The sequence below is a fragment of the Sphingobacteriaceae bacterium genome, from assembly GCA_016715905.1.
In the GTDB taxonomy this organism is placed as follows: domain Bacteria; phylum Bacteroidota; class Bacteroidia; order B-17B0; family Aurantibacillaceae; genus Aurantibacillus.
Map to the genome: position 1 here is coordinate 38,183 of JADJXI010000017.1, position 25,898 is coordinate 64,080.

The 25,898-nt window shown below is 35.4% G+C and carries 22 protein-coding genes; 12 read left to right on the forward strand and 10 right to left on the reverse strand.

Annotated elements, in window-relative coordinates; genetic code table 11:
- Positions 1–126: 126 nt before the first annotated feature.
- From IPM51_12715 to IPM51_12725, 3 genes are all read left to right on the forward strand, one after another.
- Complete coding sequence (locus IPM51_12715) at positions 127–2,325, forward strand: T9SS type A sorting domain-containing protein (protein ID MBK9285155.1); 2,199 nt, start codon at positions 127–129, stop codon at positions 2,323–2,325.
- 66 nt (positions 2,326–2,391) lie between these two features.
- Positions 2,392–4,536, forward strand: a complete 2,145-nt coding sequence (locus IPM51_12720; GenBank protein MBK9285156.1) for a T9SS type A sorting domain-containing protein — start codon at positions 2,392–2,394, stop codon at positions 4,534–4,536.
- Positions 4,537–4,711: 175 nt separating this feature from the next.
- A complete protein-coding gene (locus IPM51_12725; GenBank protein MBK9285157.1) occupies positions 4,712–6,895 on the forward strand; it encodes a T9SS type A sorting domain-containing protein in 2,184 nt (727 codons plus the stop codon).
- 33 nt (positions 6,896–6,928) lie between these two features.
- On the opposite strand, the gene IPM51_12730 is transcribed toward IPM51_12725, so the two are convergent.
- Positions 6,929–8,185 carry an aminotransferase class I/II-fold pyridoxal phosphate-dependent enzyme gene (locus IPM51_12730; GenBank protein ID MBK9285158.1) on the reverse strand — a complete coding sequence of 419 codons (1,257 nt, stop codon included), beginning with the start codon at positions 8,183–8,185 and terminating at the stop codon, positions 6,929–6,931.
- Positions 8,186–8,417: 232 nt separating this feature from the next.
- Between IPM51_12730 and IPM51_12735 the strand changes: the two genes are divergently transcribed.
- Positions 8,418–9,425 (forward strand): LacI family DNA-binding transcriptional regulator, encoded by a 1,008-nt coding sequence (locus IPM51_12735; GenBank protein ID MBK9285159.1) that lies wholly within the window; start codon positions 8,418–8,420, stop codon positions 9,423–9,425.
- Here the strand turns inward: IPM51_12735 and IPM51_12740 are convergent.
- Positions 9,403–10,056 carry a SprT-like domain-containing protein gene (locus tag IPM51_12740; protein ID MBK9285160.1) on the reverse strand — a complete coding sequence of 218 codons (654 nt, stop codon included), beginning with the start codon at positions 10,054–10,056 and terminating at the stop codon, positions 9,403–9,405. The two genes, IPM51_12735 and IPM51_12740, sit on opposite strands and share 23 nt — an antisense overlap.
- A 70-nt stretch (positions 10,057–10,126) precedes the next feature.
- Between IPM51_12740 and nadE the strand changes: the two genes are divergently transcribed.
- Both nadE and IPM51_12750 read left to right on the forward strand, forming a co-directional pair.
- Positions 10,127–10,903, forward strand: a complete 777-nt coding sequence (gene nadE / locus IPM51_12745) for an NAD(+) synthase (GenBank protein ID MBK9285161.1) — start codon at positions 10,127–10,129, stop codon at positions 10,901–10,903.
- Positions 10,904–10,908: 5 nt separating this feature from the next.
- Positions 10,909–11,217 (forward strand): YbaB/EbfC family nucleoid-associated protein, encoded by a 309-nt coding sequence (locus IPM51_12750; GenBank protein MBK9285162.1) that lies wholly within the window; start codon positions 10,909–10,911, stop codon positions 11,215–11,217.
- Positions 11,218–11,220: 3 nt separating this feature from the next.
- Here the strand turns inward: IPM51_12750 and IPM51_12755 are convergent, their stop codons facing one another.
- Genes IPM51_12755 through IPM51_12765 form a run of 3 tightly spaced genes read right to left on the reverse strand, consistent with a single transcriptional unit; the run spans position 11,221 to position 13,673 of the window.
- Positions 11,221–11,997, reverse strand: coding sequence for an enoyl-CoA hydratase/isomerase family protein (locus IPM51_12755; GenBank protein MBK9285163.1), 777 nt, complete (start codon positions 11,995–11,997; stop codon positions 11,221–11,223).
- A 9-nt stretch (positions 11,998–12,006) separates the two neighbouring features.
- On the reverse strand, positions 12,007–13,152 hold the full coding sequence (locus IPM51_12760; GenBank protein ID MBK9285164.1) for a Zn-dependent exopeptidase M28: 1,146 nt from the start codon (positions 13,150–13,152) through the stop codon (positions 12,007–12,009).
- Complete coding sequence (locus IPM51_12765; GenBank protein MBK9285165.1) at positions 13,152–13,673, reverse strand: hypothetical protein; 522 nt, start codon at positions 13,671–13,673, stop codon at positions 13,152–13,154. The genes IPM51_12760 and IPM51_12765 overlap by 1 nt, the downstream gene beginning before the upstream one ends.
- 86 nt (positions 13,674–13,759) lie before the next feature.
- On the opposite strand from IPM51_12765, the gene IPM51_12770 reads away from it, so the two are divergent.
- The 6 genes from IPM51_12770 to IPM51_12795 all read left to right on the forward strand — a co-directional run bounded on the left by IPM51_12770 (position 13,760) and on the right by IPM51_12795 (position 20,155).
- Entirely contained in the window at positions 13,760–14,335 is a 576-nt protein-coding gene (locus tag IPM51_12770) for a thymidine kinase (protein MBK9285166.1), read from the forward strand.
- Complete coding sequence (locus IPM51_12775) at positions 14,336–16,780, forward strand: bifunctional UDP-N-acetylmuramoyl-tripeptide:D-alanyl-D-alanine ligase/alanine racemase (GenBank protein MBK9285167.1); 2,445 nt, start codon at positions 14,336–14,338, stop codon at positions 16,778–16,780.
- A gap of 12 nt (positions 16,781–16,792) precedes the next feature.
- Positions 16,793–17,839: a hypothetical protein gene (locus IPM51_12780; GenBank protein MBK9285168.1), complete on the forward strand. Its 1,047-nt coding sequence runs from the start codon at positions 16,793–16,795 to the stop codon at positions 17,837–17,839.
- A gap of 51 nt (positions 17,840–17,890) precedes the next feature.
- Positions 17,891–18,649 (forward strand): TSUP family transporter, encoded by a 759-nt coding sequence (locus tag IPM51_12785; protein MBK9285169.1) that lies wholly within the window; start codon positions 17,891–17,893, stop codon positions 18,647–18,649.
- Between the two features lie 70 nt (positions 18,650–18,719).
- Positions 18,720–19,127 carry a hypothetical protein gene (locus IPM51_12790; protein MBK9285170.1) on the forward strand — a complete coding sequence of 136 codons (408 nt, stop codon included), beginning with the start codon at positions 18,720–18,722 and terminating at the stop codon, positions 19,125–19,127.
- 17 nt (positions 19,128–19,144) lie between these two features.
- Positions 19,145–20,155, forward strand: coding sequence for a proline iminopeptidase-family hydrolase (locus tag IPM51_12795; protein ID MBK9285171.1), 1,011 nt, complete (start codon positions 19,145–19,147; stop codon positions 20,153–20,155).
- Positions 20,156–20,170: 15 nt separating this feature from the next.
- On the opposite strand, the gene IPM51_12800 is transcribed toward IPM51_12795, so the two are convergent.
- The 5 genes from IPM51_12800 to IPM51_12820 all read right to left on the reverse strand — a co-directional run bounded on the left by IPM51_12800 (position 20,171) and on the right by IPM51_12820 (position 25,897).
- Entirely contained in the window at positions 20,171–21,070 is a 900-nt protein-coding gene (locus IPM51_12800; protein ID MBK9285172.1) for a ChaN family lipoprotein, read from the reverse strand.
- Between the two features lie 93 nt (positions 21,071–21,163).
- Positions 21,164–21,892, reverse strand: a complete 729-nt coding sequence (locus IPM51_12805) for a hypothetical protein (protein MBK9285173.1) — start codon at positions 21,890–21,892, stop codon at positions 21,164–21,166.
- A complete protein-coding gene (locus IPM51_12810) occupies positions 21,889–22,650 on the reverse strand; it encodes an SDR family NAD(P)-dependent oxidoreductase (protein ID MBK9285174.1) in 762 nt (253 codons plus the stop codon). The genes IPM51_12805 and IPM51_12810 overlap by 4 nt, the downstream gene beginning before the upstream one ends.
- A 2-nt stretch (positions 22,651–22,652) precedes the next feature.
- Positions 22,653–24,371 carry an amino acid permease gene (locus tag IPM51_12815; protein ID MBK9285175.1) on the reverse strand — a complete coding sequence of 573 codons (1,719 nt, stop codon included), beginning with the start codon at positions 24,369–24,371 and terminating at the stop codon, positions 22,653–22,655.
- A 26-nt stretch (positions 24,372–24,397) separates the two neighbouring features.
- Positions 24,398–25,897, reverse strand: coding sequence for a hypothetical protein (locus IPM51_12820; GenBank protein MBK9285176.1), 1,500 nt, complete (start codon positions 25,895–25,897; stop codon positions 24,398–24,400).
- Position 25,898 lies beyond the last annotated feature (1 nt).

Sequence of the window (25,898 nt, forward strand, 5' to 3'; positions counted from 1 at the left end):
TCTCGTACTGTCATAAAGAATTAGCAGAAATCTCCATTTACTGCTTATAATTTTTACGTTTTTTAAGTATTAATTATTACTTTAGCTACTTCTAAAAATTAAAGAAAACAACTAAAACCAAATAACATGAAAAAACAACTACTACTTGGGACAGCTTTACTTGCAGCAGTAACGTCTTATTCCCAAAACAGTCGTGCAAAAGCTATTATCACAGGCGAAGTAAATATGTCTGAGAAATTAGCTTCTAAATATGCAACTGTAAACAATCCTCATGAGCCGGCAGCTGCTCATACTGCAAAACAAGCTCCAAGTCAAAACGGCAGTAACATTGAAGTTACATCTGCCGGAGACGAAAACATGAGCGCTGTTGCGGCTCCTACTGTTCAATGGAAAGCCATTGCAGGATCAATGAATATTTACGGAGTATTGGTTTCTAATAGCAAACCTTTACAATATAATGACCAATTGAATGCGGTTTCATTTGTACACAGAAAAGGTGGTACTTATACTACATTACCTTTTAGTACTTCCGGTTCAATTGTAATGCATTTATCGCAAAACTGGGGTTCAACTTGGGACAGTACTTGTATTTGGGCATCTGATGACGGAGTAATGCGTGCACGTTACCCTCAAGGTGGTATATACAACCCTGCTGGTAATACTAACATTAGTAATGCATATGGTGTTGGTATGGGTCCTTTAACGAATGGTTCGGGATGGATTGGAAACTTCTATGCTTCAAAGCAATTAGGTTCAGCTAACTATAACGCTACAGCAGTTACCGGTAACGGTATGCAGTTTGCTCCTAACACTCCTCCTTACCTTCCTGGATTACAAAAACATGATTTCTCTCGTTACTCATTCGCTTCAACCGATGATGGATTAGTAAGATCAATTGGTGGTCGTTATGACGCCACCGATGGTAACGGTCAACCGATCGGGTTTAGAGGTGCAGCTGTTGTAAAAGGAACATTTGTTGGTGGTAATGTTACTTGGACCAGCGACACTATTATTCCTGCGACTATTCAAAGTAGTGTATCAGGAAATAACCTATGGGGTCAACCTATCATGGCTTGGAACGAAGCCGGAACAATTGGATATGTTGTATTTATTGGTTCTGATGCAACCTATTCTGCACAACCAAACTCTCCAAACAGAGGATGGCAACCAATCGTTTACAAAACAACTAACAGTGGCGGTTCTTGGGCTAAAATTTCAGGAATTGACTTTACTGCTCCTAGTATGTCTGTAGTAACTGACTACATTGCATCTGTAAATACTAATACCGCTTTAGGAATTCCTTTCTTTAACATCGGCGAAAGTTATGACGCTGTAGTTGATGCAAATGGTAAATTACACATTGCCTCTACCATTGTAGGAACTGCAAGAGCACACGATGATTCATTAAATTATACTTTCCAATTTACACCAAATGGCTATGGCTGGGGTCACACGCCTGGTTTCAGACCATATTTATATGATTTCGTAGGTGATGGTTCAGCACCTTGGGAAGTGATTGTTGTTGACTCACTTTCATCTGAAGGTCCGGGTGCAACAAGTACATCAAACGGTTATACCGCTAATCCATGGGATCCAGATCCAGCTAACAGTAACCAAAAAGTTTCTTCTGACTCTCGTATACAATTAAGTAGAGATGTAAGCGGACAATATATTATTTATTCATGGGCGGAGTCTGATACTAACTTTACCAATGCTCAGGAAAAATGGAATTCCCTTCCAAACATCAAAGCACGTTGTCTTTTAGTTTCAGCTGGTTCAATGACTATGTCTCCAACAGAGATTAACGTTACAAAGCCAACTCCTGCAGTACCGGGTACTTTCTCAGTTAATGCGAACGTATCTAACCGTGCTATGTTCCATTACATGTCAACCACAGCTTTGTTTGCGAATTGCGTTGGATCTAACACAGTTCAAATTAAAGTTCCTTTCTCTGTTACAAACAGTAATCCGTATTCACAGTTAACTGAAAACAGACATTGGGTGAGTGCAGGAACATTAGAGTTTGGCGGATTGACAACATGTACCGGAATTCAACAAAATTTAGCTTACAATGTTAAGAACATAGAAATTTTCCCTAACCCTGCTCACTCAAAAGCTACCATTGCAGTTGACTTAGAGCAAAGCGGAAATGTAAATGTTTCTATATTCAACACAGTTGGACAATTAGTTCAAAGTTCTTCATTTGAAGGTCAGTTTGGTGTAAACAAAACTGATGTTTCATTAGAAAACTTAAGTGCAGGTATGTACATTGTTAATGTAAAAGTTGGTAATGCAACAAGCACTAAAAAATTAATTATTGAATAATAATTTTAATCATTCACTTAAAAACGTCCCGCCCAAAACGGGACGTTTTTTTTTAAATACATTTTAATGAAAAATAAAATTTCGTTTTTACTTGTTGGTTTATTATCACTACAGTTAAATGCCCAACAGGCTAAATTTAAATCCATAACCGGATACACCAATATGGCCGAAAAGTTGGCTTCTAAATATGATAAGTATAATAGTCCACACGAAAGTAATTCAGTGGTTAAAACAAATACTAAATCAAATAACATTATTGATCAAAGCCAGGCCAAACCCGGAGCCTTACCTTCCGCAACATGGACAGCAATTGGAGGTTCAGAAAACATTTATGGCGTATTATCTTCTCAGAATCGACCACTGAATTATAATGAAAAATTAAATGCCATCTCATTTATTCATAGAAAGGGGAGTACTTATACTGCATTGCCGGTATCAAATACCGGTGCAATGATTGCAAGAATTAGCACGAGTTGGGGACAAAGTTGGGACAGTACTTGCTTTTGGAGTAATGGAAGTAATTTAGCCCGCTATCCGCAAGGTGGAATTTATAATCCACCGGGTAATTTACAAATGAGTAACGCTTATATAGTAGGGATGGGTCCGATAACTGACGGAACTGCTTGGACAGGAAATTGGTACGCCAGTAAACAATTAGGCATGGGAAATTATGATAATACAGCTAGTGCTGCACCGGGAGCACAACAATTTATTGCTAATACACCGCCCTTTGCGCCTGGTTTAGCCAAACATGATTTTCCAAGACCTTCTTTCAGTGCAACTGATGACGGAATTGTTCGCACCATTGCAAACCGTTATTACGGTTATGATGGTGGTGCCGGAGCACCAACAGATTTTAGAGGTGCCGCCATAGTAAAGGGAACTTTTAATGCCGGAACATTTGTTTGGACCAGCGATACAATTATACCAGATTTTGTAACACGTACAAATCAAACTAAACAAGCCTGGGATCAACCGGTAATGGCCTGGAACCAAAGTGGAACACATGGCTACGTAGTTTTTTTAGGTGCTGCCGCAACGGCAACCGGTTCTAATAAAGGATGGCAACCCATAATTTATAAAACAACTAATTCCGGAGCTTCTTGGGCCTTAATTCCGGGGATAGACTTTAATGCTCCTGCATTTGCTCCGGTTAAACAATCCATTGCCGCTGTTAATGTAAATCCAACTTTAGAAGTTCCATTTTTTAAAGTAGACGAAGGTTATGATGTTAGTGTAGATGTAAATAATAAATTGCATATTTTTTCTACTTTAGTTGGAACGGCTTCACAACACAATGATTCTTTAGAATATACTTATAATTTTGGTGCGGATGGATATAACTGGCCGCACACTCCCGGGGCCCGCCCTTATTTATACGATTTTATTGGAGATGGAACAAGTACATGGACATTTACTCTGGTTGACTCTATGGCAACCGAGGTTCCTGGCTCTGTGCCTGCAGCCGGCGGTTATACCGATAACCCATGGGATATAGATCAAAATTCAAAAGTATCATCCGACGCACGTTTACAATTAAGCAGAACAAGCGATGGAAATTATATCGTTTACTCTTGGGCCGAATCAGACACGAATTTTACCAACGGACAAAAAAAATACAATACTCAACCCAATATTAAAGCCAGAGCTATGGTAACAGGAACTATTAATTCACTTTCGCCAACTGAAGTGAACGTAACCAAACCAACACCTCCCGGACCCGGCTTTAGCGCTAATCCTAATGTAGCAAACAGAGCCATGTTTCATTTTCAATCACCAACATGTTTGTACGTGAATTGTTTAGGTTCGAATACCGTGCAACTAAGAGTTCCATACACGGTTTCAAACAGTAACCCATATTCTCAATTAACTGAAAACAGACATTGGTTCTCCGCTGTTACCATGGAATTTGCAGGGCTCACTATTTGTACTGGATTTCAACATAATTTAAGTCACGAAGTAAGTAACATGGATTTATATCCAAACCCAAGTAATGGTAATACTTTACTCACCTTAGACTTACCTAAGGATGAAAAAATACAAATTGAAGTATTAAATATCATTGGGCAGATTATGTATTCCAAAGAGATTTTAGCTCATTCAGGCGCAAATACATATGAACTCCAATTATCCGATTTAAAATCCGGTTTGTATTTAGTTCAAGTAAATACAGGCAAGTCTGTAAGCACTAAAAAACTGATAATACAATAAATTCTTCCTTTCTCTGAATAAAAGCCGTTCCAAAAGAGCGGCTTTTTTATTACCACTTATTCTAAATATTGAACCACCTATTTGTTTAGAATGCGCATTTAAAAATATCCCGATTGTTTTGAAGCAGAATAAAGTAACTTTAATATAATCTCTGTAACAACTAAATCCTTACATTATGAAAAAAAATTTACTCCCATTACTGGGTGTATTTGCCATTGCGCAAATGTATGCCCAATCTTCTCATTCTAAATTGAAACCAAGCGGATTTATAAATGGAAATGAATCCAGAGCAATGCATATTACGGATGACCCCATTCATCAACCACAACTAAAAACACCTCTACTTAAAAATGAAATGGATGAAAATGCGAATAAAAGCAATCAGCCGCCTAGTTCTATTGTTTGGAGTCGTTTATGTGGTTCGATGAATGTTTATGGTCAATTGGTAAGTAATTCCAAGCCGCTGCAATACAACCCGGCACTTAATGCCGTAAGTTACGTTCACAGGAAAAGTAATTTTTACACTGCCACGCCGGCTGTACCTGCTGGCAGTGAAAGCGGAGTAATTGTTGCTGAAGTAAGTTTAAATTGGGGAAATACCTGGGATAGCACTTGCATTTGGGCAGGAAGTACACATGCAGGCCGTTATCCACAAGGTGGAATATATAATCCGGTTGGAAATTCAAATATTGATAACGCTTATATAGTTGGCATGGGACCAACGGTTTCGAATAGTACATTTACCGGAAATTTTTACGCCAGTAAAAAACTGGCGGTAGCCGGATCCACTTTGTATAATACCACAGCAGATCCCAATACCAATGCACAACAATTTCTTTCCTTTTCACTTCCCAGTTATTCTAATACGCAAACCCGACATGGTTGGTCAAGATATGGATTCAGTTCCACCAATGATGGGGCTGTTCGTTCTTTAGCTTTAATACAAAATGATCAAACCACCTTGGGCAATGCGGCCAACATGCGAGGAGTTGCTGTAGTAAAAGGAACTTTTGCTGCCGGTACTTTCAATTGGACTACCGATACTATGATTCCCGCAACTATTCTTACCACACAAGGCGTTAAAGTAATTTCCTCCGATGTACAAATGGCCTGGAACCAAGATGGAACGATTGGTTATGTAGTTATGCTTGGTGCTAAAAACACGGCAACCTTATCTAACAGAGGATATCAACCCATAATATTTAAAACAGTAAATAGCGGTGCAAGTTGGGCTGAAGTAAATGGTATAAATTTCAATTCCCCAACTATGAATGACGTTACAAGTCATTTAGCCGGTGTAGTATCAGGTACAGATACTATCGCATTACCTTATTTTAATAATTTTGATTTAGCGGTTGATTCCGCCGGATTTTTACACATTGGCGCAACGGTTTGCAGCGGGGCAATTGCTCATAATGATTCACTGAATTATATTGCACAATACACCATGTCTATTAATCCGGGTGCTCGATACTTGTGGGGACACCGAGCCGGACTTAGACCTTACCTCTATGATTTTATTGGTGATGGAACAGGAAACTGGAAAGCTGTTACATTAGATTCATTAACCACTGAAGATCCGGGTGCAGCTTCAACAAGCTCGGGTTATTTAGAAAACCCATGGGATCCAACAGGAACAAATAACGCTAAAGTGAATATGGATCCTAGAATTCAACTGGGCAGAACGCCCGAAGGAAATTACATTACGTTTTCATGGAGTGAAACAGATACTAACTTCACTAACGGTTCGCACAAATGGAATACTTTACCAAACATTAAATCAAGATGTTTGAGTGCCAGAGGTGCGGTTAATGCTTATAAATTATCGGCAACAGAAATAAATGTAAGTAAACCTGCTCCCGGAACCGGAACTATAAATCCGAATATCAATTCCCGCTCAACTTTACATTACATGTCGCCGATAACAGGAAGCGCTGCGGTTATATCAACTCCTATTTCCAGTACGGTAGATATTAAAACACCCTTTACAGTAACTAACAGCAATCCATATGGCCAGTTAACCAATAATCAAACCTGGTACACCGGTGCTCTTTTATCTTATGTTTTCTCTAATCAAACTATTGGGGTGAAAGAAATGAGTAAAACGGAAAGTGTATTTTTACTATATCCAAATCCGGCTACTAATCACATTACACTTAAAGTTAGTTTAGATAAAGAATCGAATACTTCAGTGTTTATTATTAATTGCTTAGGTCAAGTAATTGTAGAACAAAAGACGCAATTTCATACAGGAGAAAATGAATTCACTATGCCAGTTCAAAATTATACACCCGGAATTTATTTTTTAAAATTTAAAAATGGGAATACAGAGCAGGTGAGAAAATTTATTGTAGAATAATTTCATAAAAAAGTAAGTCGGTTTATTACCGACTTACTTTAATTTTTTCAAAGCATTCCGTAAAGATTCTATAGCATCATCCACATCCTTTAAATTACAGGTTCCGATGGAAAGGCGATACCATTCCGAATTTTCATCTGCACCAAAGGCATAAAAAGGAACAATAGCTATTTTAGCCTCATTCAGCAAGTATTTCGTAATATCCTTAGTGCTAGCAATACTTTTACCATCGGCTGTTGTTTTTCCTTTCAATGAAAACCGAACCGTTAAATAAATAGCGGCTTGTGGCGCAATGGCATCAACTGAAAAACCCTCTTTTTTTAATTGCTGAAATCCATTGTAAAATCCAATTAAGCGGGCATTAATTTTTTCTTTTTGTACACTTAAAAACTCATCATACTGTTTTAGGTCAGAAAGAAATCGGGCTGTAGCTAACTGTTCTGGCTTTGGCGCCCATGCGCCAACGTGGGTAAGTATAGCCCTCATTTTATCAATAATAAATTTTGGGCCCATGCTCCATCCTACTCTAACCCCCGTTGCTGCTAATGATTTAGAAATTCCATCCACAAATACGGTATACTCTTTCATTTCCGGACGCAAACTTACCGGGTCAAAATGTTCGGCATTCTTTGAAGTTAAGGCCCAATAAATTTGATCATACATTAAGTATAAAGGTTTCGAGCCTTCTTTTCTCTTTTTATTTTCGGTTAAAACCAAATCACAAATTTCGGTTAAACCTTCTTTAGTAAAAACTGTTCCGGTTGGGTTTTGAGGAGAGCATAAAGCAACTAATCGCGCTTCAGCAATATGCGGTGCAATATCTTTGGCCTGCGGCATAAAATTATTTTCCGGGGTAGCTTCAATAACTATGGGTTTAGCACCATTTAAATAAGTGTAGTGATTATTATTCCAAGAAGGAACAGCAAAAATTACAGTATCTTCTGCGTCAACTAGGGCTCTGAAAATGCTATAGATAATTGGTCGAGCTCCACCGGCAATTAATATTTCTTCCGGAGCATATGTTAATCCACCACGCTCCTTTAATAATTTTGAAACGGCTTGTCTCAACTCAAGCATTCCATCTGCAGCCGGATAATTGGTTTGCCCTTTATTATACTCTTCAATAATAAATTCCTTTAAAAGTTGTGGAATAGGAAATTCTTTAGGATTAAAATCGCCAATAGTGAGATTGTATATTTTCTCCCCTGCTTTAATTTTTTCATTTACTTCACCGGCAATTTTTATTATTTCGGAACCAATGATGTTTTGTGCTAGTTTAGATACTTTCATTATGAATTGGAAATTAAAGCCACAAACCTAAGCTATTCTGTGTTTATTCACGCAATGCCTTAAAAACTTGTTAATGAAAATCAATGCCGCAAAATCCGCTTTTCAACTATAAATTACCCTACATTATCGTGAATTCTTGGATTCCTGTCTAAAACCTTTTAAATTTTCCTAAAATTAGTTTAGATAACCTAAAAATCTTGCTAAATTAGTATTAACGTTAAAAAACTCCACTATGAAACGATTACAATTAGAAGATTTATCCAAGCAACTGGGATATTCCAAAACGCTTATATCAATGGTTTTAAATGGAAAAGGTAATCAATATGGAATAAGCAAAAAAACACAAGCCGCTGTACTTGACGCGGTGGCTCTTTTGGATTATACACCCAATAAATTTGCGAAGGCTTTACGTACCGGCAAAAGTTTTTTTGTGGGTTTAATTGTTGCTGATATTTCTAATCCGTTTTATTCTACCATAGCCAAAAATATTGAACATGTTTTGTTTGACCGAGGGTATAATTTAATGGTTTGTAGTACCGAAGAAAACGAAGAAAAAGAAAAAAGATTAGTGGAAATGATGATCAATCAACAAGGAGTTGACGGAGTTATAATTGCCACAACTTTTAAAGATTCATCCTTTTACGACAAGCCAAGATTTAATAATACCCCTATTGTTTTTATTGATCGTTTAATCCCACTTTTTCAAGCGAACTATGTGATTATTGATAATCATGGTGGTTCACTGGAAGTAGTTAGTAAATTAATAAGTAATAATTGCAAAAACATTGCCTGCTTTGCTATAACACCCACTTTTTTAAGTACAATAGAAGATCGTATAAACGGTTATAAGGATGCATTAAGCAAACACCATTTACCTATAAATGAAAATTTAATTAAACCGATTCACTTTGAAAATATTCAAAAAGATGTTTATAATGCATTGGTGGAATTAAAAAATCAAAAAGATGTAGACGCCATTTTTGCCTTGAATAATAATATCGCAACGGCAATTTTAACCGAGTTAAAAAAGAAGGAATTTGCAGAATTATCTGACCGTATCAAAATTGCTTGTTTTGATGACATTGATTTATTTAATATTATAGACCGGCCGGTAATTTCGGTATCGCAACCAATTGAGGAAATAGGTAAAAATGCGTCTACTTTATTGCTGGATATTATCGATGGGAAACATACTGAAAAATCAAATGTAATATTAACTACAACTTTGATAAATCGTTAGTTTCTTCGAATAAACTTACTTCGGTTAAAGGATTAAACAGGTAAACAAATCCGGTTGTTATTTCAACACATTTGTACCGCTTCCTAATTTTTTCACCTTTCTTAAAAATTTTATTTTCGCGATAGAGAAATACTGCACCTGCAGGCAAACGTTCTACAAAAACCATTCCGGTATTTTCATCATGAAGTTTCAATACCCTTAACAAATCAATATCCGAACAACTGGAAGCTGCAGGATTAGCCATGTATTTTCTTAAAGCCGAAAAAACTTCAATTGGAAATATATCAGGAGTTAAAAATGGAACCATTAACTTTTTAAAATTCATTCTCCATTCCACGCCATGCGGGTTTACCCGATTTTTAAATTCATTGTAGGTAACCAAATGTGCTATTTCATGCACTAGCGTAATTAAAAAAGAGTATTTATTTAAATTATGATTTATGGTAATCACATGATTCATTCCGTTAAGCGGACTCATGTAATCTCCCAACTTAGTATTTCGTTCACGCTTAATTTTCAGTTTAAAATCATAGGTGATAATCCACTCGGCTATAATAGGCACAGCCTGTTCAGGTAAATACTTTTTAAGTATTTCCGAATTGCGTTGAAATTGTACCGCCCTGGCGTCCATTAAACAAATATAATTTAGATTTCACTTTTATACCGTTCAATTTTTTAACTTTACAAACAATTATTTCTTAATGAAGTATTCCGAAGTTTCAAAATACATTGTTAATTGGTTGAAGGATTATGCTCAAAATTCAAAAACAAATGGGTTTGTAATTGGAATTTCGGGAGGAATAGATAGCGCCCTTACTTCTACTTTATGTGCATTAACAGGGGAAAAAACCACCGTATTGAATTTACCTATCCGGCAAAACCAAAGTGAATTTGACCGCGGAAACGAACACATTGCTTGGTTAATGAAAAACTTTAAAAATGTAAATACCGAAACCGTTGAACTTACATCCGTTTTAGAAGCTTACGAAAAAAGTTTGCCCAATTCCATTCAGGATTTTTTAACTATGGCAAATACTCGGGCTCGAGTAAGAATGACAACCTTGTATGCTTTTGCTTCACATCATAAATTATTGGTTGCCGGTACCGGAAATAAAGTGGAAGATTTTGGAATAGGTTTTTTCACTAAGTATGGTGATGGTGGAGTTGATATTTCACCCATTGCTGATTTATATAAAACGCAAGTTTACGCTATGGCCAAAGAATTAGGAATAGTCAACAGCATTCTAGTTGCACCGCCAACTGATGGTTTATTTGCGGATGGTAGAAGCGACGAAGATCAGATTGGAGCTACCTATGCGGAATTGGAATGGGCCATGGAATACATTGAAAAAAAGATGAACTATCCCCTCAATGATAAACAAAATAAAATAATGGAAATTTACTTAAACAGAAATAGGACCAATTTGCATAAAATGAATCCAATTCCTGTTTGCTTGATTCCTGAACATTTAAAATAAATGCTATGCTTGGAAAAATGGGCGACATGTATGCTAAGTTGAAAGAAGCAAAAAAACTGGCAGATGAAATTAAAAATAAATTAGAACAAACTCTTGTGGAAGGTGAGGCTGCAAGTGGGGATATTAAAGTGCAGGTGAACGGAAATCGAAAAGTATTATCCGTAACAATTGCTTCTGCAGTTCAACATGGAGATAAAATATTTTTAGAAGAAAATATAGTAAAGGCCCTTAACGAAGCTTTAATAAAAGCAGAAAAATTAAATGAAGAAGAAATGAAAAAAGCAGCCGGCGGAATATTACCTGGCTTCTCTTAATTCTTATTCTCCTTTAAACAAAGGTTTTCTTTTTTCCAAAAAAGCTTTTACGCCCTCATTATAATCATAAGTATTGGCAGCTTGCACCTGAATTTCTCCTTCTGCATTTAGTTGTTGTTCTAAATTATTACTATACGATTGATTTAATAATCGTTTAGTAAAACCAATGGCTTTGGTAGGCATAGCAGCGATATTCTCCGCAAAACGCAAAGCGGCATCTTGGGCTTCTGCATCTTCAAAAATCTGATACACCATTCCAAATCCTTTAGCAGCTTCTGCACTCAACTTATCTCCGGTTATCATTAATGCCGAGGCTAATTGCATGCCTATTAATCGCGGTAAGGTAAATGTTCCTCCACTGTCAGGAATTAACCCAATTTTACTGAATGCTTGTATAAATGACGCGCTTTTACTTGCCAAAACAATATCGCAGGCCAGGGCAATATTGGCACCCGCCCCGGCAGCTACACCATTCACTAATGCAATCACCGGCTTTTCAATATTTCTTATTCTTAATATAATGGGATTGTAATGCTCTTCTACAATTTTTTGAATCCCGGGGCCATTAGGGTCTAAGGCCTCTGCCAAATCTTGTCCGGCACAAAAAGCTTTTCCTTCTCCACTTATCAAAACACAGCGTACGTTAGGATCTTTTTTCGCTTTTTCTAATTCTCCTATTAATTGTAATGACATGGCCCGGTTAAAGCTATTGAATTTATCGGGCCTGTTTAAACGAATAAACAAAACATGACCGTTTACATTAGATTGTATAAATGACATAATAAAAAATTATAGTTGATTAATAAATGTAGTGACTAATTTAAAAACATCGTTATAATCGGCCAAGGATAAAGTTTTGGCCTGATCATAAATGTCATGATAAAAACTCACACCGCCTAAGGTATACAGAAAAAAACCCGGCACTCCTGCTTCACTAAACCAATAATGGTCACTGTTCCTTGCCTTCCCTCTTTTTTTAATTTCCTTTACTAAATTTTTTTCGGCATTAATTTTTTGAATTGCGGTAAATTCCTTTTCATGAATCGCTCCGTTCACCAACATAATACCATCCTCACCCGTACCGAGTAAATCCAAATTTATTAAAAATTTGATTTTGGATAAATCAACCGCTTTGCTCTCTGTAAAAAATTGTGAGCCTAATAAGCCGGCCTCCTCACCCGAAAAAAACAAAAACAAAGTTTTGTATTTAGGAGGATTCTTTACGTAGTATTTTAGCAGATTTAAAACAAAACTTACTCCACTTGCATTATCGTTGGCGCCCGGAAAAAATACTTTTTTACCCATACCACCTAAATGATCGAAATGGGCCGTGAATACAATCATAGTATCATTATTTTGCGTACCTTTTAAATAACCGCATACATTTTTACACTTGTAATCAATGCTGAATTTGTTCTCTACCTCAACTTCTGCTACTAAATTACCTTTGGGTATACTCGTTTCTAATACTTCAAATTTGCAATAAGGAGCCGTGTGTGTAGAAACAGAAAAAGTAAGTTTTTTCTTGCGCTCAATAAACAAGGGGTAATCATGACTTTCATTTCTCCAAGTAACACTATCAATTTTTGTCAGCGGAAAAATTCCATCTAAAGAATTACTTTCCGGGGCAATAATAAAATCTTTTCCGGGTTTTAATTCCTTCCCGTTTAACTTTAATAATAAATCATCCGGATAAGTGTTTACATTAAACGAATAAGTTTGAAAATAATCATTAGTAAATAATGGAATAGCGTTATATTTTTTAAGTTCAGATTGCAAATATATGGCAGCCTTTTCTACACCATTTTTTAAATAACCCCGACCTGAATATTTTTTGGATGTAAGTTCTTTAATAACTTTTCTGGCGTATATCGTATCTTGTGAAAAAGAAAAAGTGCTGCTTGAGAAAATTAGAACAAAGAAAATAGTACGCATTATAAAAATCTTTTTTTGGCCAGGTTATAAAATAAAATCATCACTTCGGAATTATCTTTCCATCCATAAATGCTCTTTAAACTGTTTAAATACAATTCGGTTTCCGTCCAGTTTACCAAACTGCCAATTTGTTCAACTGCTATATTGTATTCCGCTGAATTTTGTTTAAACAATTCATTAATGATTCTGAATTTATCATTTACCCCAATCGACATGGCGGCAACAATTTTAGATTCAACGCTTCCCTCATTCTTCACTTCCGGTTCTGCTTGTTTTGTTGGCATGGATGCATCTTCCTGCTTACTTACTTTAGCATGAATATTAAAGGAAGGCGAAATGTCCTTTTCTCTTTTATGATAGGTATAAACAGCCAAATCTTCCTGTAATTTCACCAGTAATTTTTGCAAAGTTTCGCATTCATGCACAGTTGGTTGAATTTTCTCTTCAACAAACAACTCCAGCGTTGGTGCCAGATCATTAATTTGAGCTTGTATACGGTTTAATGTTCTTTCTAATATCATGGCTTGTGAATAATTAACTTAAAATTAGTTTGATTTTACTAAGGCTTGGCTTACATTTAAGTTTTGTTTTTAACGCCTTTTAAACAATGTTTTTAGAAAACAATAATACCGGTAATAAACGAGGCTGGGTGGAAGTTATATGCGGCAGTATGTTTTCGGGAAAAACCGAAGAACTAATCCGACGATTAAGGCGAGCGCAGTTTGCTAAACAAAAAGTTGAGATTTTTAAGCCCATGATTGATACCCGATATGACGAATTGAAAGTAGTAAGTCATTCGGGAATTGAAATTATGAGCACTCCTGTTCCTAATAGTTCCAATATTTTATTGCTGGCTAATGATGTGGATGTGGTGGGAATTGATGAAGCCCAATTTTTTGACAATGAATTATCAAATGTGTGTGGCGAACTGGCCAAGCGTGGAATACGGGTAATTGCAGCAGGATTGGATTTGGATTATACCGGAAAACCTTTTGGTCCAATGCCTCAATTATTGGCTACTGCTGAGTATGTAACTAAAGTACATGCCATATGCATGCAGTGTGGCGAACTGGCTTATGTCAGTCATCGCATCACTGATAATGATAAATTAGTTTTATTGGGAGAAACAGAAAGTTACACTCCCCTTTGCAGAACCTGCTTTCATAAAAACAACAACAAATAAATGTACACGTTAAAGGAAATAGCTGATGTTGTTCATGGAAATGTGCACGGTTCATCATTTCAAAAAATTAATACTTTTTTAACGGATAGTCGTAATTTAAATTCCAGCCAATCTGTTTTATTTATTGCCCTTCAATCGGGAAAAAATAACGGTCACCAGTATATTGCCGAATTGATAAAAAGCGGGGTTCAAAGTTTTTTAGTTCAAAAAAACAGTTTTAATACTACTGATTTTCGAAATCCGGAAATTGGTTTTATAGTGGTGGAAGATACTCTTCGAGCCCTGCAGCAGTTAGCTGTTTTTCATCGTTCAAAATTTAATATTCCGGTTATAGGAATTACCGGAAGCAATGGTAAAACAGTTGTAAAAGAATGGCTTTATCAATTATTAAAACCTGATTATAGCATTTGTCGAAGTCCTAAAAGTTATAATTCACAAATTGGTGTTCCGCTTAGTATTTTAAATTTAAATCCTACGCATACCCTCGCTATTTTTGAAGCCGGCATTTCACGCAAAGGAGAAATGCAGGTTCTTGAAGAAATAATCCGCCCTACGCTAACTTTATTTACGGCAATTGGTTCAGCACATGATGAGGGATTTAAAAGCCGGGAAGAAAAAATTTCTGAAAAACTTTTACTGGCAAAAAATTCCAACCAAATTATTACAAATGGATTAAAGAAATCGGAAATCCCGGAATCTCTTCAAAGTAAGTGCATTTGTATTTCTGAAAATAATGATACAGATGTTCGATTTAGTATAAATGGAAATCAAATAGAGATTGGCGGAAATCCACCTTTGCAATTTACTTTTCAGTTTACTGATTCGGCTAGTATTCAAAATGTAGTAACCTGCGTGCAAACCTTAAGAACGCTGTTGGTTAATGATGAGGAAATTCAAAAAAGAATTCCTTGGCTACAAACTGTTGCACTTCGTTTAGAAATTAAAAATGCTATTCAACGTTCTTTAGTAATTAATGATTATTATAATTCAGATTTAGATTCGCTTAAAATTGCATTAGCTTTTTTACAGCAGCAAAACAGAAGGCTAAAAAAAGTTATTGTTATTTCGGATATTGAACAATCGGGTATGCCCGACACGTTATTGTATCGTGAAATAGCAAGTCTGTTACAGTCAGCTAAAGCCGATACAATCGTAGGCATTGGAAAAAAAATCGGTAACTTCCGGTCTTTTTTGAAAGCCGATTCGGTTTTTTATGAGAGCACAGAAGAGTTTATTGAAAATTTCGGAAAGATCTCATTTCGATTTAGTGATGCCACTATTTTATTGAAAGGAGCACGTAGTTTTGGCTTTGAAAAAATTTCTCATCTTTTGCAATTAAAAAGTCATGATACTGTTTTTGAAATTAATTTAAATAAACTCACCCACAATATCAATTATTATAAATTGTTAGTGGGCGAAAAAGTAAAACTCATGTGTATGGTAAAAGCCATGGGTTATGGAGGAGGCGGAAGCGAATTAGCCAGAACATTACAACACCAGGGCGTGCAATATCTGGCAGTGGCCTATGCGGATGAAGGGGTAGAACTACGTCAATCTCAAATTCATTTACCCATTATGGTTATGAGTCCAGAAAGTGAAGCTTACGATGACATCATACAATTTAATTTAGAACCCGAATTGTACAGTTTTAAAACTTTAAGAGAATTTTGTGATACCCTCGATCGCGTTGGTAATGCCACTGCATTTCCGGTTCATATTAAAATTGATACGGGCATGCATCGTTTGGGATTTGAAGAAAAGGATGTAGATGCATTGATACATTTTTTAAATGAACATCCTCAACTAAAAGTGCAATCGGTTTTTTCTCATTTAAGTGCTAGTGATAATTCTAATTTGGATGATTTTACCAATCAACAAATTAATCAGTTTACTCAAATTTGTGAGCGAATAGAAAAAGGAATTACTTATACATTTTTACGTCACATTTGTAATTCGGGTGCAATTAGCCGATTTAACCATGCGCATTTTGATATGGTGCGATTAGGTATTGGAATGCATGGCATTGGCGTGAATAAGGAAGAACAAAAAAAGCTTGAAAACGTTGGCACCTTACGAACCCGAGTTTCTCAAATAAAAACCGTAAATGCCGGAGAAACGGTATCCTATAACCGAAGCGGAAAAGCGGAAAAAGAAATACGAATTGCCACCATACCTATTGGTTACGCCGATGGATTTCACAGAGTTTATGGTAATGGAAAAGCCGGTGTTTATATTCAAGGAAAATATTGCAAAACCATTGGAAATATTTGCATGGATATGTGTATGATTGATTTGGGCGAATTAAATTGTAATGAGGGTGAGGAGGTTATTGTTTTTGAAAATTTTAATCAACTAAAAGCTTTAGCCGATTGCGCAAATAGCATTACTTATGAAGTATTAACAGGAGTATCCGCACGGGTAAAACGAGTTTATGTTTGGGAATAATAAATAATTAATATGTACGTAAAAAAGAATTTTAATCTAAAATCAATACTAACATTTTCCGGATTCCATATTCTTTGGTTATCCGTTTGGGCAATATCTGTTCCAATATTCATTGAATATCTACATTCAAAAAATATTCAGGGTTTTAAAGTGCCTTGGTTACCGGTAAGTTTAGTGGGCACCGCAGTTGCGTTTTACGTGGGTTTCAAAAACAACAGTTCATACGATAGATTATGGGAGGCCCGTAAAGTATGGGGCGCTATTGTAAACAGCAGTAGAATGTGGGGTACCAATGTAAAAGCCTACGTGTCCAATCAGTTCACCGAACAAAAATTAAGTGATGAAGAATTAAAAGGCTTGCATAAAAAATTAATTTATCGTCATATCGGTTGGTTGTATTCTTTACGCAGTCAATTATTACTTCCAACACCCTGGGAACATTTAGGACAAGGAGGCTACATGAAAAAGTTCACCGAAAAACGCATGAAAACTTTCGGTAAAGGACTTTATGCCGATGAAATAACTGAACATACGCTTCCTAAATGTTTATCCAATGAGGAGTATGATAAACTCATTAATAGTCAAAATACCGCTACCCAAATCATAGATAGCCAATCTCAGGAACTAAAAATGCTAAGAGAAAAAAATATCATAGATGATTTCAGGCATATGGAAATGCAAAAAGTGCTGAACGATTTTTATACACACCAAGGCATGGCCGAACGGATTAAAAAATTTCCACTTCCCCGCCAGTACGCCAGCTTAAGTTTTTATTTTATCGGCATCTTTATTTTTCTATTGCCTTTTGGTTTAGTAACCGAATTTCATGATTTATCAGAATGGGGCGCCTGGCTTTCTATACCTTTTACTATTATTGTTGGTTGGGTTTTTATTATGATGGAACTGATTGGTGATTATTCTGAAAATCCATTTGAAGGTTTGGGCAATGATGTACCCATGTTATCTATTTGCCGAACCATAGAAATTGATTTAAAAGAAATGTTGAATGAAAAAGATATACCACCGCCTATAGAAGCTAAAAACGGCGTATTAATGTAAGCCTTCAGAAATAATATAATATTGAATCTATTTTCAGAATACTCGTTTTTAATCCTGCTTTCCTTTATTATCTTTCCTTTTATTGCGGGATTTATTGATGCGGTAGTTGGCGGAGGCGGACTCATTCAAATTCCGATGTTGTTAATTAATTTCCCGAATACCAACCTGGCTACTCTTTTTGGTACTAATAAAATTGCAGCGCTTGCGGGCACATCCGTTGCAGCCGTTCAATTCTCCCGAAAAATAAAATTCAATTATATTTTATTAATTACAATTTCAGCTTTTGCTTTTATCGCGTCTTTTTTTGGAGCGCGCTTGGTGAGCTATGTTGATTCTAAGCAATTAAAACCGGTTATACTTTTTATTTTAATTTTAATTGCCGTTTACACTTTTATAAAAAAAGATTTAGGCAAATTTCAATCTAAAAATCTATCCTTACGTAAACAACTTTTATGGGGTAGCATCCTCGGTTTGGTAGTTGGATTTTACGATGGCTTTTTTGGCCCGGGTACCGGCAGCTTTTTTGTATTGGGCTTTGTGGTTATACTCGGCTTTGAATTTATACAAGCCTCGGCTTACACTAAAATTATCAATTGCATTACCAACATTTCCGCTTTAATTGTATTTATCAAAAATGGGAATTACCTGATTGAATTAGCTATTTTAATGGCCGTTTGTAATATGGCGGGCAACTTTTTAGGAACACGCATGGCCTTTAAAAAAGGTAATTCTTTTGTAAGAAAAATATTTTTACTTATTGTAAGTCTCATGATTTGCAGATATGGCTATGATGTATTTTTTAATACATAATTTCCAAAATAAAAAAGATTGTTAATTCTTTTTTTCTTCCGTAATTTTAGCTTAGTCTATTATTTTATTTATGAAAAAATTATTTTTAATACTCTCTATCCTGTTTTTCACTAATCATGTAAAAAGCCAAGCTTATTTAAAGGATTATAAAACCGGAAGCAAATTATACGAATGGGACGGAACTTATTTGAAAGATTATAGAACCGGAAGTAAACTTTGTGAATTGAATGGTAATTACATCAAAGACTACAAAACCGGAAGTAAAATTTATGAGTTGAGTGGAGAATACATTAAGGATTATAAAACCGGAAGTAAATTATACGAATGGAGCGGAACGTATTTAAAAGATTACAAAACCGGAAGCAAATTATATGAAATATCCGGAAATTATTTAAAAGATTATAGAACCGGTAGTAAAATTTATGAATGGACAGGTATCTTTTCAAAAAGCATGCTGATTTACGTTTTAAACAGATAAATTGAATTCCCTTATTCATGAAAATTAAGATACTTTACTTTTTTCTTCTTACAATACTTGTTTCCTGCTCTACTCCTGAACCGGTTAAACAAAACGAAAATTCAAATTACTTCTCTTATAATCAAAGTCCGGAAGCCGCCGGTATAAAACGCATTCCCATCCAAACGCCGCTTGGTGAATTTAAGGTGTGGACCAAACGTTTTGGTAATAATCCACAAGTGAAAATATTATTACTTCATGGTGGTCCGGCCATGACACATGAATACATGGAATGCTTTGAAACTTTCTTTCTGCGCGAGGGATTTGAATTTTACGAATACGATCAATTGGGTTCTTACTACAGCGATCAACCTACTGACAGCAGTTTATGGACTAACGAGCGTTTTGTGGAGGAAGTTGAACAAGTAAGAAAAGCTATAAATGCAGATAGTTCAAACTTTTTTATTGTAGGAAATTCCTGGGGCGGGATATTAGGTATGGAATATGCACTTAAATATCAAAAAAATTTAAAGGGATTGATTGTTGCGAACATGATGGCCAGCGCTCCGGAATATGGAAAATATGCTGATGAAGTTTTATCCAAACAAATGCCACCCGAAGTTTTAAGTGAAATAAGGGATTTAGAAAGTAAAAAAGATTTTACCAATCCGAGATACATGGAACTATTAATTCAGTATTACTACAAACAACATTTATGCAGGTTGGATGAATGGCCAGATGGATTAAACCGATCCTTTAAACACGCGAATAATGAAATTTACACGTTGATGCAAGGACCCAGTGAATTTGGAATTAGCGGTAGATTAAAATATTGGGATATAAAAAACAGATTAGTGGAAATTGAAATTCCCACTTTAATGATTGGCGCAAAGTACGACACGATGGATCCTAAAGCCATGGAAGAACAGAGTAAGTTGGTAAAGAATGGCACTTATTTATACTGTCCAAACGGCAGTCATTTGGCCATGTGGGATGATCAGGAAGTATTTATGAATGGCGTTATTGATTTTATTCATTCGATAAAATAACAACAAACTATCATTTTATTTATCGGGATATGATTTAGGAACTTTAGGATCTGAAAAAATAATGTAATCTCCTAACTTTTTATTTTCTCCTAATTTAATATTTGGGAAATTTTCATCTGTTTGTTCGGTCAGAACAGTAAATTTCACATCCTTCTTATAGTTCAGAATTTGCTCGCAAATTCCAAATTTCTCATCTACATGAAATCTGCCGACCAAATGTAATACTTTATAACCCTTCTTTTCGTTTAGCACTTCTGCAATTGAATGTGCCATTGTTGCATCCCAAACTGATTGTCCGTTTAATGATTTTGGCATCATTGCCGACATGCCGGGCTCATGAGAATTATAGCCCATTATATCTTTTAATTTTTCGTAATAAGCACCTTTTGCTGTATCAATTGGTAAAGGTGCGATCCATTTTTTTGCCTCAGGGCTCAATGTTAAGAGCGCAGCTTGCGTTCCTTTGTTTGCCATGGACACATAACGCATAGAAGTATTTGCAGCAACAACTCGGATTCCATTTGCCTTGGCATATTCAATAAGAGGGCGATAATCTTTATAATTTGACCAAGCTCGCGCATCTTTTTTAAAATGACTTTCTTTAATTTTTCCTTGCAAATATTCATTTAAAACAACTTGACAATCACGCTCAAACATTTCTAATGACAACACCAATTTTTCTTTATGCAATTCATGCATTTTCTTTAATAAAGTTAGTTCCATGTAGTGCGCAACAGAATCATTATGCTCTTCACCAAAAAAAACAACATCCATCTGAGCTGTTTCTTTAATAACATCATCAACGGTCTTTGTCTTCTCTTGATTATTAAAAATCACATAATTTTTTTCTGTTAGCTGAGCACGGCTGTTCAATACAATCAAAATTGAGATCAGACAAATAATATAGTTTTTCATTGTTAAATTTTTTATAAAAATACAATTATTAAATGGGGCCGTAAAGATATTTTGAATAATATATTTCGTTTTATAGGCCTAAACGGATTTATCTCAAAATTTTAATCCTACCTGTAGAGATAAGTGTGAGCTGTTTATCCAAAGTGAATTTGCCGCATACTTAGATTGAAAATAATAAGGTGAAAAGCCTTGTTTATAGCTTACTTCAATAAAAATTCCGCTTCTTGAATTATTAATCGTATTTTTTTGCCATCCTGCTGTAATACTCACAAATGAATTTAATCGGTCGCTCATTACTTTATTTCTAAACAACATGGTTTCACTAGTTTTTAAAATTTGATTGCCGTCTTGTTTCACTGTAACATTTGTCGGTAATAAAATTCGTAAATGATAGCCTAAGGCTACGTACGGACTAAACAAAGTATTGTTCTCTCGATTAAATGAAAATTTCATTTGTAATGGCACTTGTATTTCCTGAATAAACAAGCTGTAATCGTAAACAAATTTTTTATCGTACAACTGCAACGTATCCTGATCAAAATAGTAAGAACGAAAATTTATACCGTGAAAAAAATATTCAACGCCAAAAAGAAAAAACACTTTATGTTCGCGATCACAGCGAATTTCTTTTTTAAAATTAACGCAAGCACTCATGCGTCCCGAAGGAGATTGTGCATGATTGGTGTTAATTTTATAAAATCCTACACAGGGTCCAAAACCGAAACGAAATCCCTGACCGTTTACTCCACCTTTTGGAGGCGAAGCAAAAATAAAAGAGGAGAAAAAAAATAATATCAAAAATATTACAATTCTATTGATCATGAATCGCTTTTACGAAGTACATTAATAGAGGAAGCTTGTGCAGCCGGCATAATTAAAATATCATTAATATTTACATGGGCCGGACGAGTTGCACACCAATAAATAGTTTCGGCAATATCTTCCGGCAAAAGTGGCTGCAAGCCTTTATATACATTTTTTGCGCGCTCTTCGTCACCATCAAACCGAACAATACTAAATTCCGTTTCCACCATACCCGGACTAACCGAAGTAACTTTTATATTATGTGGCAACAAATCAATACGCATACCTTTAGTTAAAGCATCTACGGCATGTTTTGTTGCGCAGTACACATTGCCATTAGCGTAAACTTCTTTGCCTGCAATTGAACCGATATTGATGATATGTCCACTGCCTCGCTGAATCATTTTTCCAGCAATTATTTTAGACATATAAAGTAAACCCTTCACGTTGGTATCAATCATTCTTTCCCAATGATCTAAATTTCCATCCTGTATAGCAGATAAACCTGCGGCTAAACCCGCATTGTTTATTAAGATATCAATCCGCTTCGCATTTTCTCCCAAAGAGTCTATTGCTTGCTGAACTTCTTTTTGATTTCGTATATCAAAATTTAAAACTTGCACATTTATTTTATATTGTGACTCCAGGTTTTTTTTAAATGCCAAAAGGCGATCTTCCCTTCTTCCGGTAATAATTAAATCATATCCGTTTTTTGCGAAAATTTCAGCTGTGCTTTTACCAATACCTGCCGTTGCTCCTGTAATTAGTACTGTCATTTTTATGAATTTAGTTTACTGTGTTTTCTTCCGTATAAAAAATAAATGATTAAGCCAATGATTAACCAAATGGTAAAATAGAGCCAGTTTTTGGAACCCAGTTGTGATAACATGTAAAAACAACACAATAAGCCTAATGATGGAATTAAAGAGAAATTAAATTTAAAGGCCATAACCGAAAATACTCCAAATCCGAGCAGGAAAAAATACATGGGTATATTTTCTATGAACTGCGCGGAATTATGAATAACAAATGTTTCAATTAACCATGATTTATTGAATAAAAAAAGTAATACAAAGGATAGCACAAATAATCCGGGCACAATATATTTTGAATTGATGTAAGGCGTTTTGAATTTAGATTCGGGCGCATTTTTATCCATTCTTAATTTTAATACGCCGCCGCAAACCAGCATAAAGGCAAATAACGTTCCGGCTGAACAGATATCTGTAACCATATTCATGTCTACGAAAAAGATAGGAATTGCAACCAGTAATCCGGTTACAATGGTAGAAAAGCCCGGCGTTTTATATTTCGGATGAACTTTAGAAAACTTTTTGGGTAAAAGTCCATCTCTACTCATCGCCATAAAAATTCGAGGTTGACCCAATTGAAAAACAAGCATAACACTGGCCATGGCCACCACAGCACTAACCGCAATTACGCCACTTAACCATTTTAAATCTTTTATTTTCTCAAAAACGTAAGCCAAGGGGTCGCCAACATTTAATTCGGAATACTTAACCATACCGGTGATTACTAAAGCAATAATTACATACAATATGGTACAAATGATTATGGAATACAAAATTCCTCTCGGCAAATCGCGTTGTGGATTTTTACATTCCTCGGCTGTAGTTGAAATAGCGTCGAAACCAATGTATGCGAAAAATACGGCACTTATGCCTGACAATAATCCTCCTATCCCGTTAGGTAAAAACGGATCCCAATTTTCGGTATTCACGTAAAAAACCCCTACAACAATTACTAATATTACTACAACCAATTTTATAGCAACCATGATGTTGCTCGCATTTCTGCTTTCTTTAATACCACGATAAACTAAAATGGTAATGAGTACATTAATAATTAAAGCCGGGAAATCAAAAATTATTCTTAATCCCAATAATTTTGGAGCATTTGAATATGCAGTGAATCCTTCCATTAATCCTTTTGTATCCGAATTTGCTGAAATTTGTTCCATTGTTGTGCCACTCATTAACAGGGCACTTACCTCATTATAATTTGTTTTGGCTGTAAAATAATCGAGACATAGCCATTCACTTACTTTAAAGAAAGTAGCATTATTTATGAGTGAAGTAAAATAATCACTCCAGGAAATGGCTACAGTAACATTTCCAATTCCATATTCCATAATTAATGCCCATCCGATTATCCAGGCAAATAATTCGCCAAAGGCCACATAACTATACGTGTAAGCGCTTCCACTCACCGGAATAAGGGAAGCAAATTCAGCATATGCAAAAGCTGCAAAACTACAAGCTATTGCCGTAAAAATAAATAAGAAAATTACTCCGGGTCCGCCATCTGCACTGGCTTTACCAATAGTAGAAAATATACCGGCGCCTATAATGGCTGCAATACCAAAAGCCGTTAAATCTCTTACCCCTAAATGACGAGAAAGTGAACTGTGCTCTTTATCCACATCAGCTCTTTCCAGAATATCTTTAATCTGCTTTTTACGAAATAATTTTTTCATGAATATGCCTTAAAGATAACACTTAATCAGAAACGTAATTTACCCTGCTTTATTTTAAAAAAATCCACAAAATACAGCGCCCCCGCCAATAAAAAAATGGCCATAGGTGCTCTGTATCTTAATATTGCGCCGCTATTAGGGGTAGTAAATCCGATTAACATAAAAATGGAAAGGCTTAGAAAAAGAAAAAAATACGTCGGAAATTTTTCTTTGGAAGAAGATAAACATCCGCTAATAATTAGTAGTACGGATAATAACAAGATCAGATTTTCAAAAGATGCTAAATATTGTACTGCACCCTTTGCATTTACAAATAAGGGATAAGCCATAGTATAATATAAACTATTTAAAAGTGTATATGCCGCATTATTTTGTTTTACCTGAATATTGGAGCCGGCTTTAGGAATAACATAAGCCAAGCTGTAAGAAGAAGTGGTGTTGGTATTAAAGTAATTTCGTAATGTATCATTCTTGTGACTGAACTCCCAATAAACATAAGGAGTGCCTTTCTTCAATTTGAAATGATTTTTGCTGAGAGAATCTTTACTTAACAGGTTCCAATCGTAATCTACACGAATCAATTGTTGAGTATCCGTTAAAAAAATTCCGCCTTTGGCCACATCGTCAAACCTTAACAATCTACCAACTGCAACATCATACAAGGAAATCTTTTTTATTTGTAATACCGTTAGATTTGCCGTTAATGCCAATACCAATATTGCTCCGGTAAAAACTGCTATTCTCCATTTTGCAATAACTTTAGTTTGAATGGCATAAAACAAAAGAAATGAAATTAACCCAAAAAATAATATATAAGGTTTAAGCATTATGGAAACTAAAAGTAAAAACGCGAATGCCAGTATTCTTTTAATTGAAAATCCACGTTCAGTTAATTGTTTGGTAGTATAAATAATGGAGCCAAAAAAAAACACACACCAGGGCTCCTTCAATAATGCGCCGGTATACAACCAAAGAGAGGGAAAAAAACAAATTAAAACAAAAAAGAGTTTTTCTTTGCCCGGAAAGAAATTTTTTAAACTCTTGTAAATAAGCACTGAGCCGATATAACTAAAAAAACAGGCCCATAAGGCATGTACAAAATAGGAGTTGAAAGCGATCAAATGGATGATGGCATGAATTCGGATAACAACTCGGTTATCATTATAAAAAAAATCTTTTTCAGCACCATTCTCCCAATTAAAAGTGGGTTCTATAATCATTTTATAAAAATGACCTCCTTCGGTTTCATCTTGTAAACCAAATATCGTTTTTACATATTCCGGAAAATTCTGAAATGCGAAATTTCCAATTGTTTTTGCATCGAAAAAGAATTTACCGGCGTCAAATTTTTCTATTCCGCCATACAATTTTAAAAATAGAAAATAGAAGGCGGGAATCGCTAATACTTTAAGAATAAAAAAGAAAGTAAAGTTTTTTCTGTTAATTATTTCATCGTGAAATAATGTAATACGTGAGCCTCTTAAAATAATCAGTAATAACAACAAAAAATAAATTGCAAATGCCAAC

Coding starts and splice junctions, on each gene's coding strand:
- IPM51_12815 (MBK9285175.1), bottom strand. CDS start 24,371: ATGAAAAAATTATTTCGTAAAAAGCAGATTAAAGATATTCTGGAAAGA.
- IPM51_12725 (MBK9285157.1), top strand. CDS start 4,712: ATGAAAAAAAATTTACTCCCATTACTGGGTGTATTTGCCATTGCGCAA.
- IPM51_12750 (MBK9285162.1), top strand. CDS start 10,909: ATGCTTGGAAAAATGGGCGACATGTATGCTAAGTTGAAAGAAGCAAAA.
- IPM51_12735 (MBK9285159.1), top strand. CDS start 8,418: ATGAAACGATTACAATTAGAAGATTTATCCAAGCAACTGGGATATTCC.
- IPM51_12730 (MBK9285158.1), bottom strand. CDS start 8,185: ATGAAAGTATCTAAACTAGCACAAAACATCATTGGTTCCGAAATAATA.
- IPM51_12775 (MBK9285167.1), top strand. CDS start 14,336: ATGTACACGTTAAAGGAAATAGCTGATGTTGTTCATGGAAATGTGCAC.
- IPM51_12800 (MBK9285172.1), bottom strand. CDS start 21,070: ATGAAAAACTATATTATTTGTCTGATCTCAATTTTGATTGTATTGAAC.
- IPM51_12780 (MBK9285168.1), top strand. CDS start 16,793: ATGTACGTAAAAAAGAATTTTAATCTAAAATCAATACTAACATTTTCC.
- IPM51_12810 (MBK9285174.1), bottom strand. CDS start 22,650: ATGACAGTACTAATTACAGGAGCAACGGCAGGTATTGGTAAAAGCACA.
- IPM51_12805 (MBK9285173.1), bottom strand. CDS start 21,892: ATGATCAATAGAATTGTAATATTTTTGATATTATTTTTTTTCTCCTCT.
- IPM51_12795 (MBK9285171.1), top strand. CDS start 19,145: ATGAAAATTAAGATACTTTACTTTTTTCTTCTTACAATACTTGTTTCC.
- IPM51_12740 (MBK9285160.1), bottom strand. CDS start 10,056: ATGGACGCCAGGGCGGTACAATTTCAACGCAATTCGGAAATACTTAAA.
- IPM51_12715 (MBK9285155.1), top strand. CDS start 127: ATGAAAAAACAACTACTACTTGGGACAGCTTTACTTGCAGCAGTAACG.
- IPM51_12770 (MBK9285166.1), top strand. CDS start 13,760: ATGTTTTTAGAAAACAATAATACCGGTAATAAACGAGGCTGGGTGGAA.
- IPM51_12790 (MBK9285170.1), top strand. CDS start 18,720: ATGAAAAAATTATTTTTAATACTCTCTATCCTGTTTTTCACTAATCAT.
- nadE (MBK9285161.1), top strand. CDS start 10,127: ATGAAGTATTCCGAAGTTTCAAAATACATTGTTAATTGGTTGAAGGAT.
- IPM51_12720 (MBK9285156.1), top strand. CDS start 2,392: ATGAAAAATAAAATTTCGTTTTTACTTGTTGGTTTATTATCACTACAG.
- IPM51_12755 (MBK9285163.1), bottom strand. CDS start 11,997: ATGTCATTTATACAATCTAATGTAAACGGTCATGTTTTGTTTATTCGT.
- IPM51_12760 (MBK9285164.1), bottom strand. CDS start 13,152: ATGCGTACTATTTTCTTTGTTCTAATTTTCTCAAGCAGCACTTTTTCT.
- IPM51_12765 (MBK9285165.1), bottom strand. CDS start 13,673: ATGATATTAGAAAGAACATTAAACCGTATACAAGCTCAAATTAATGAT.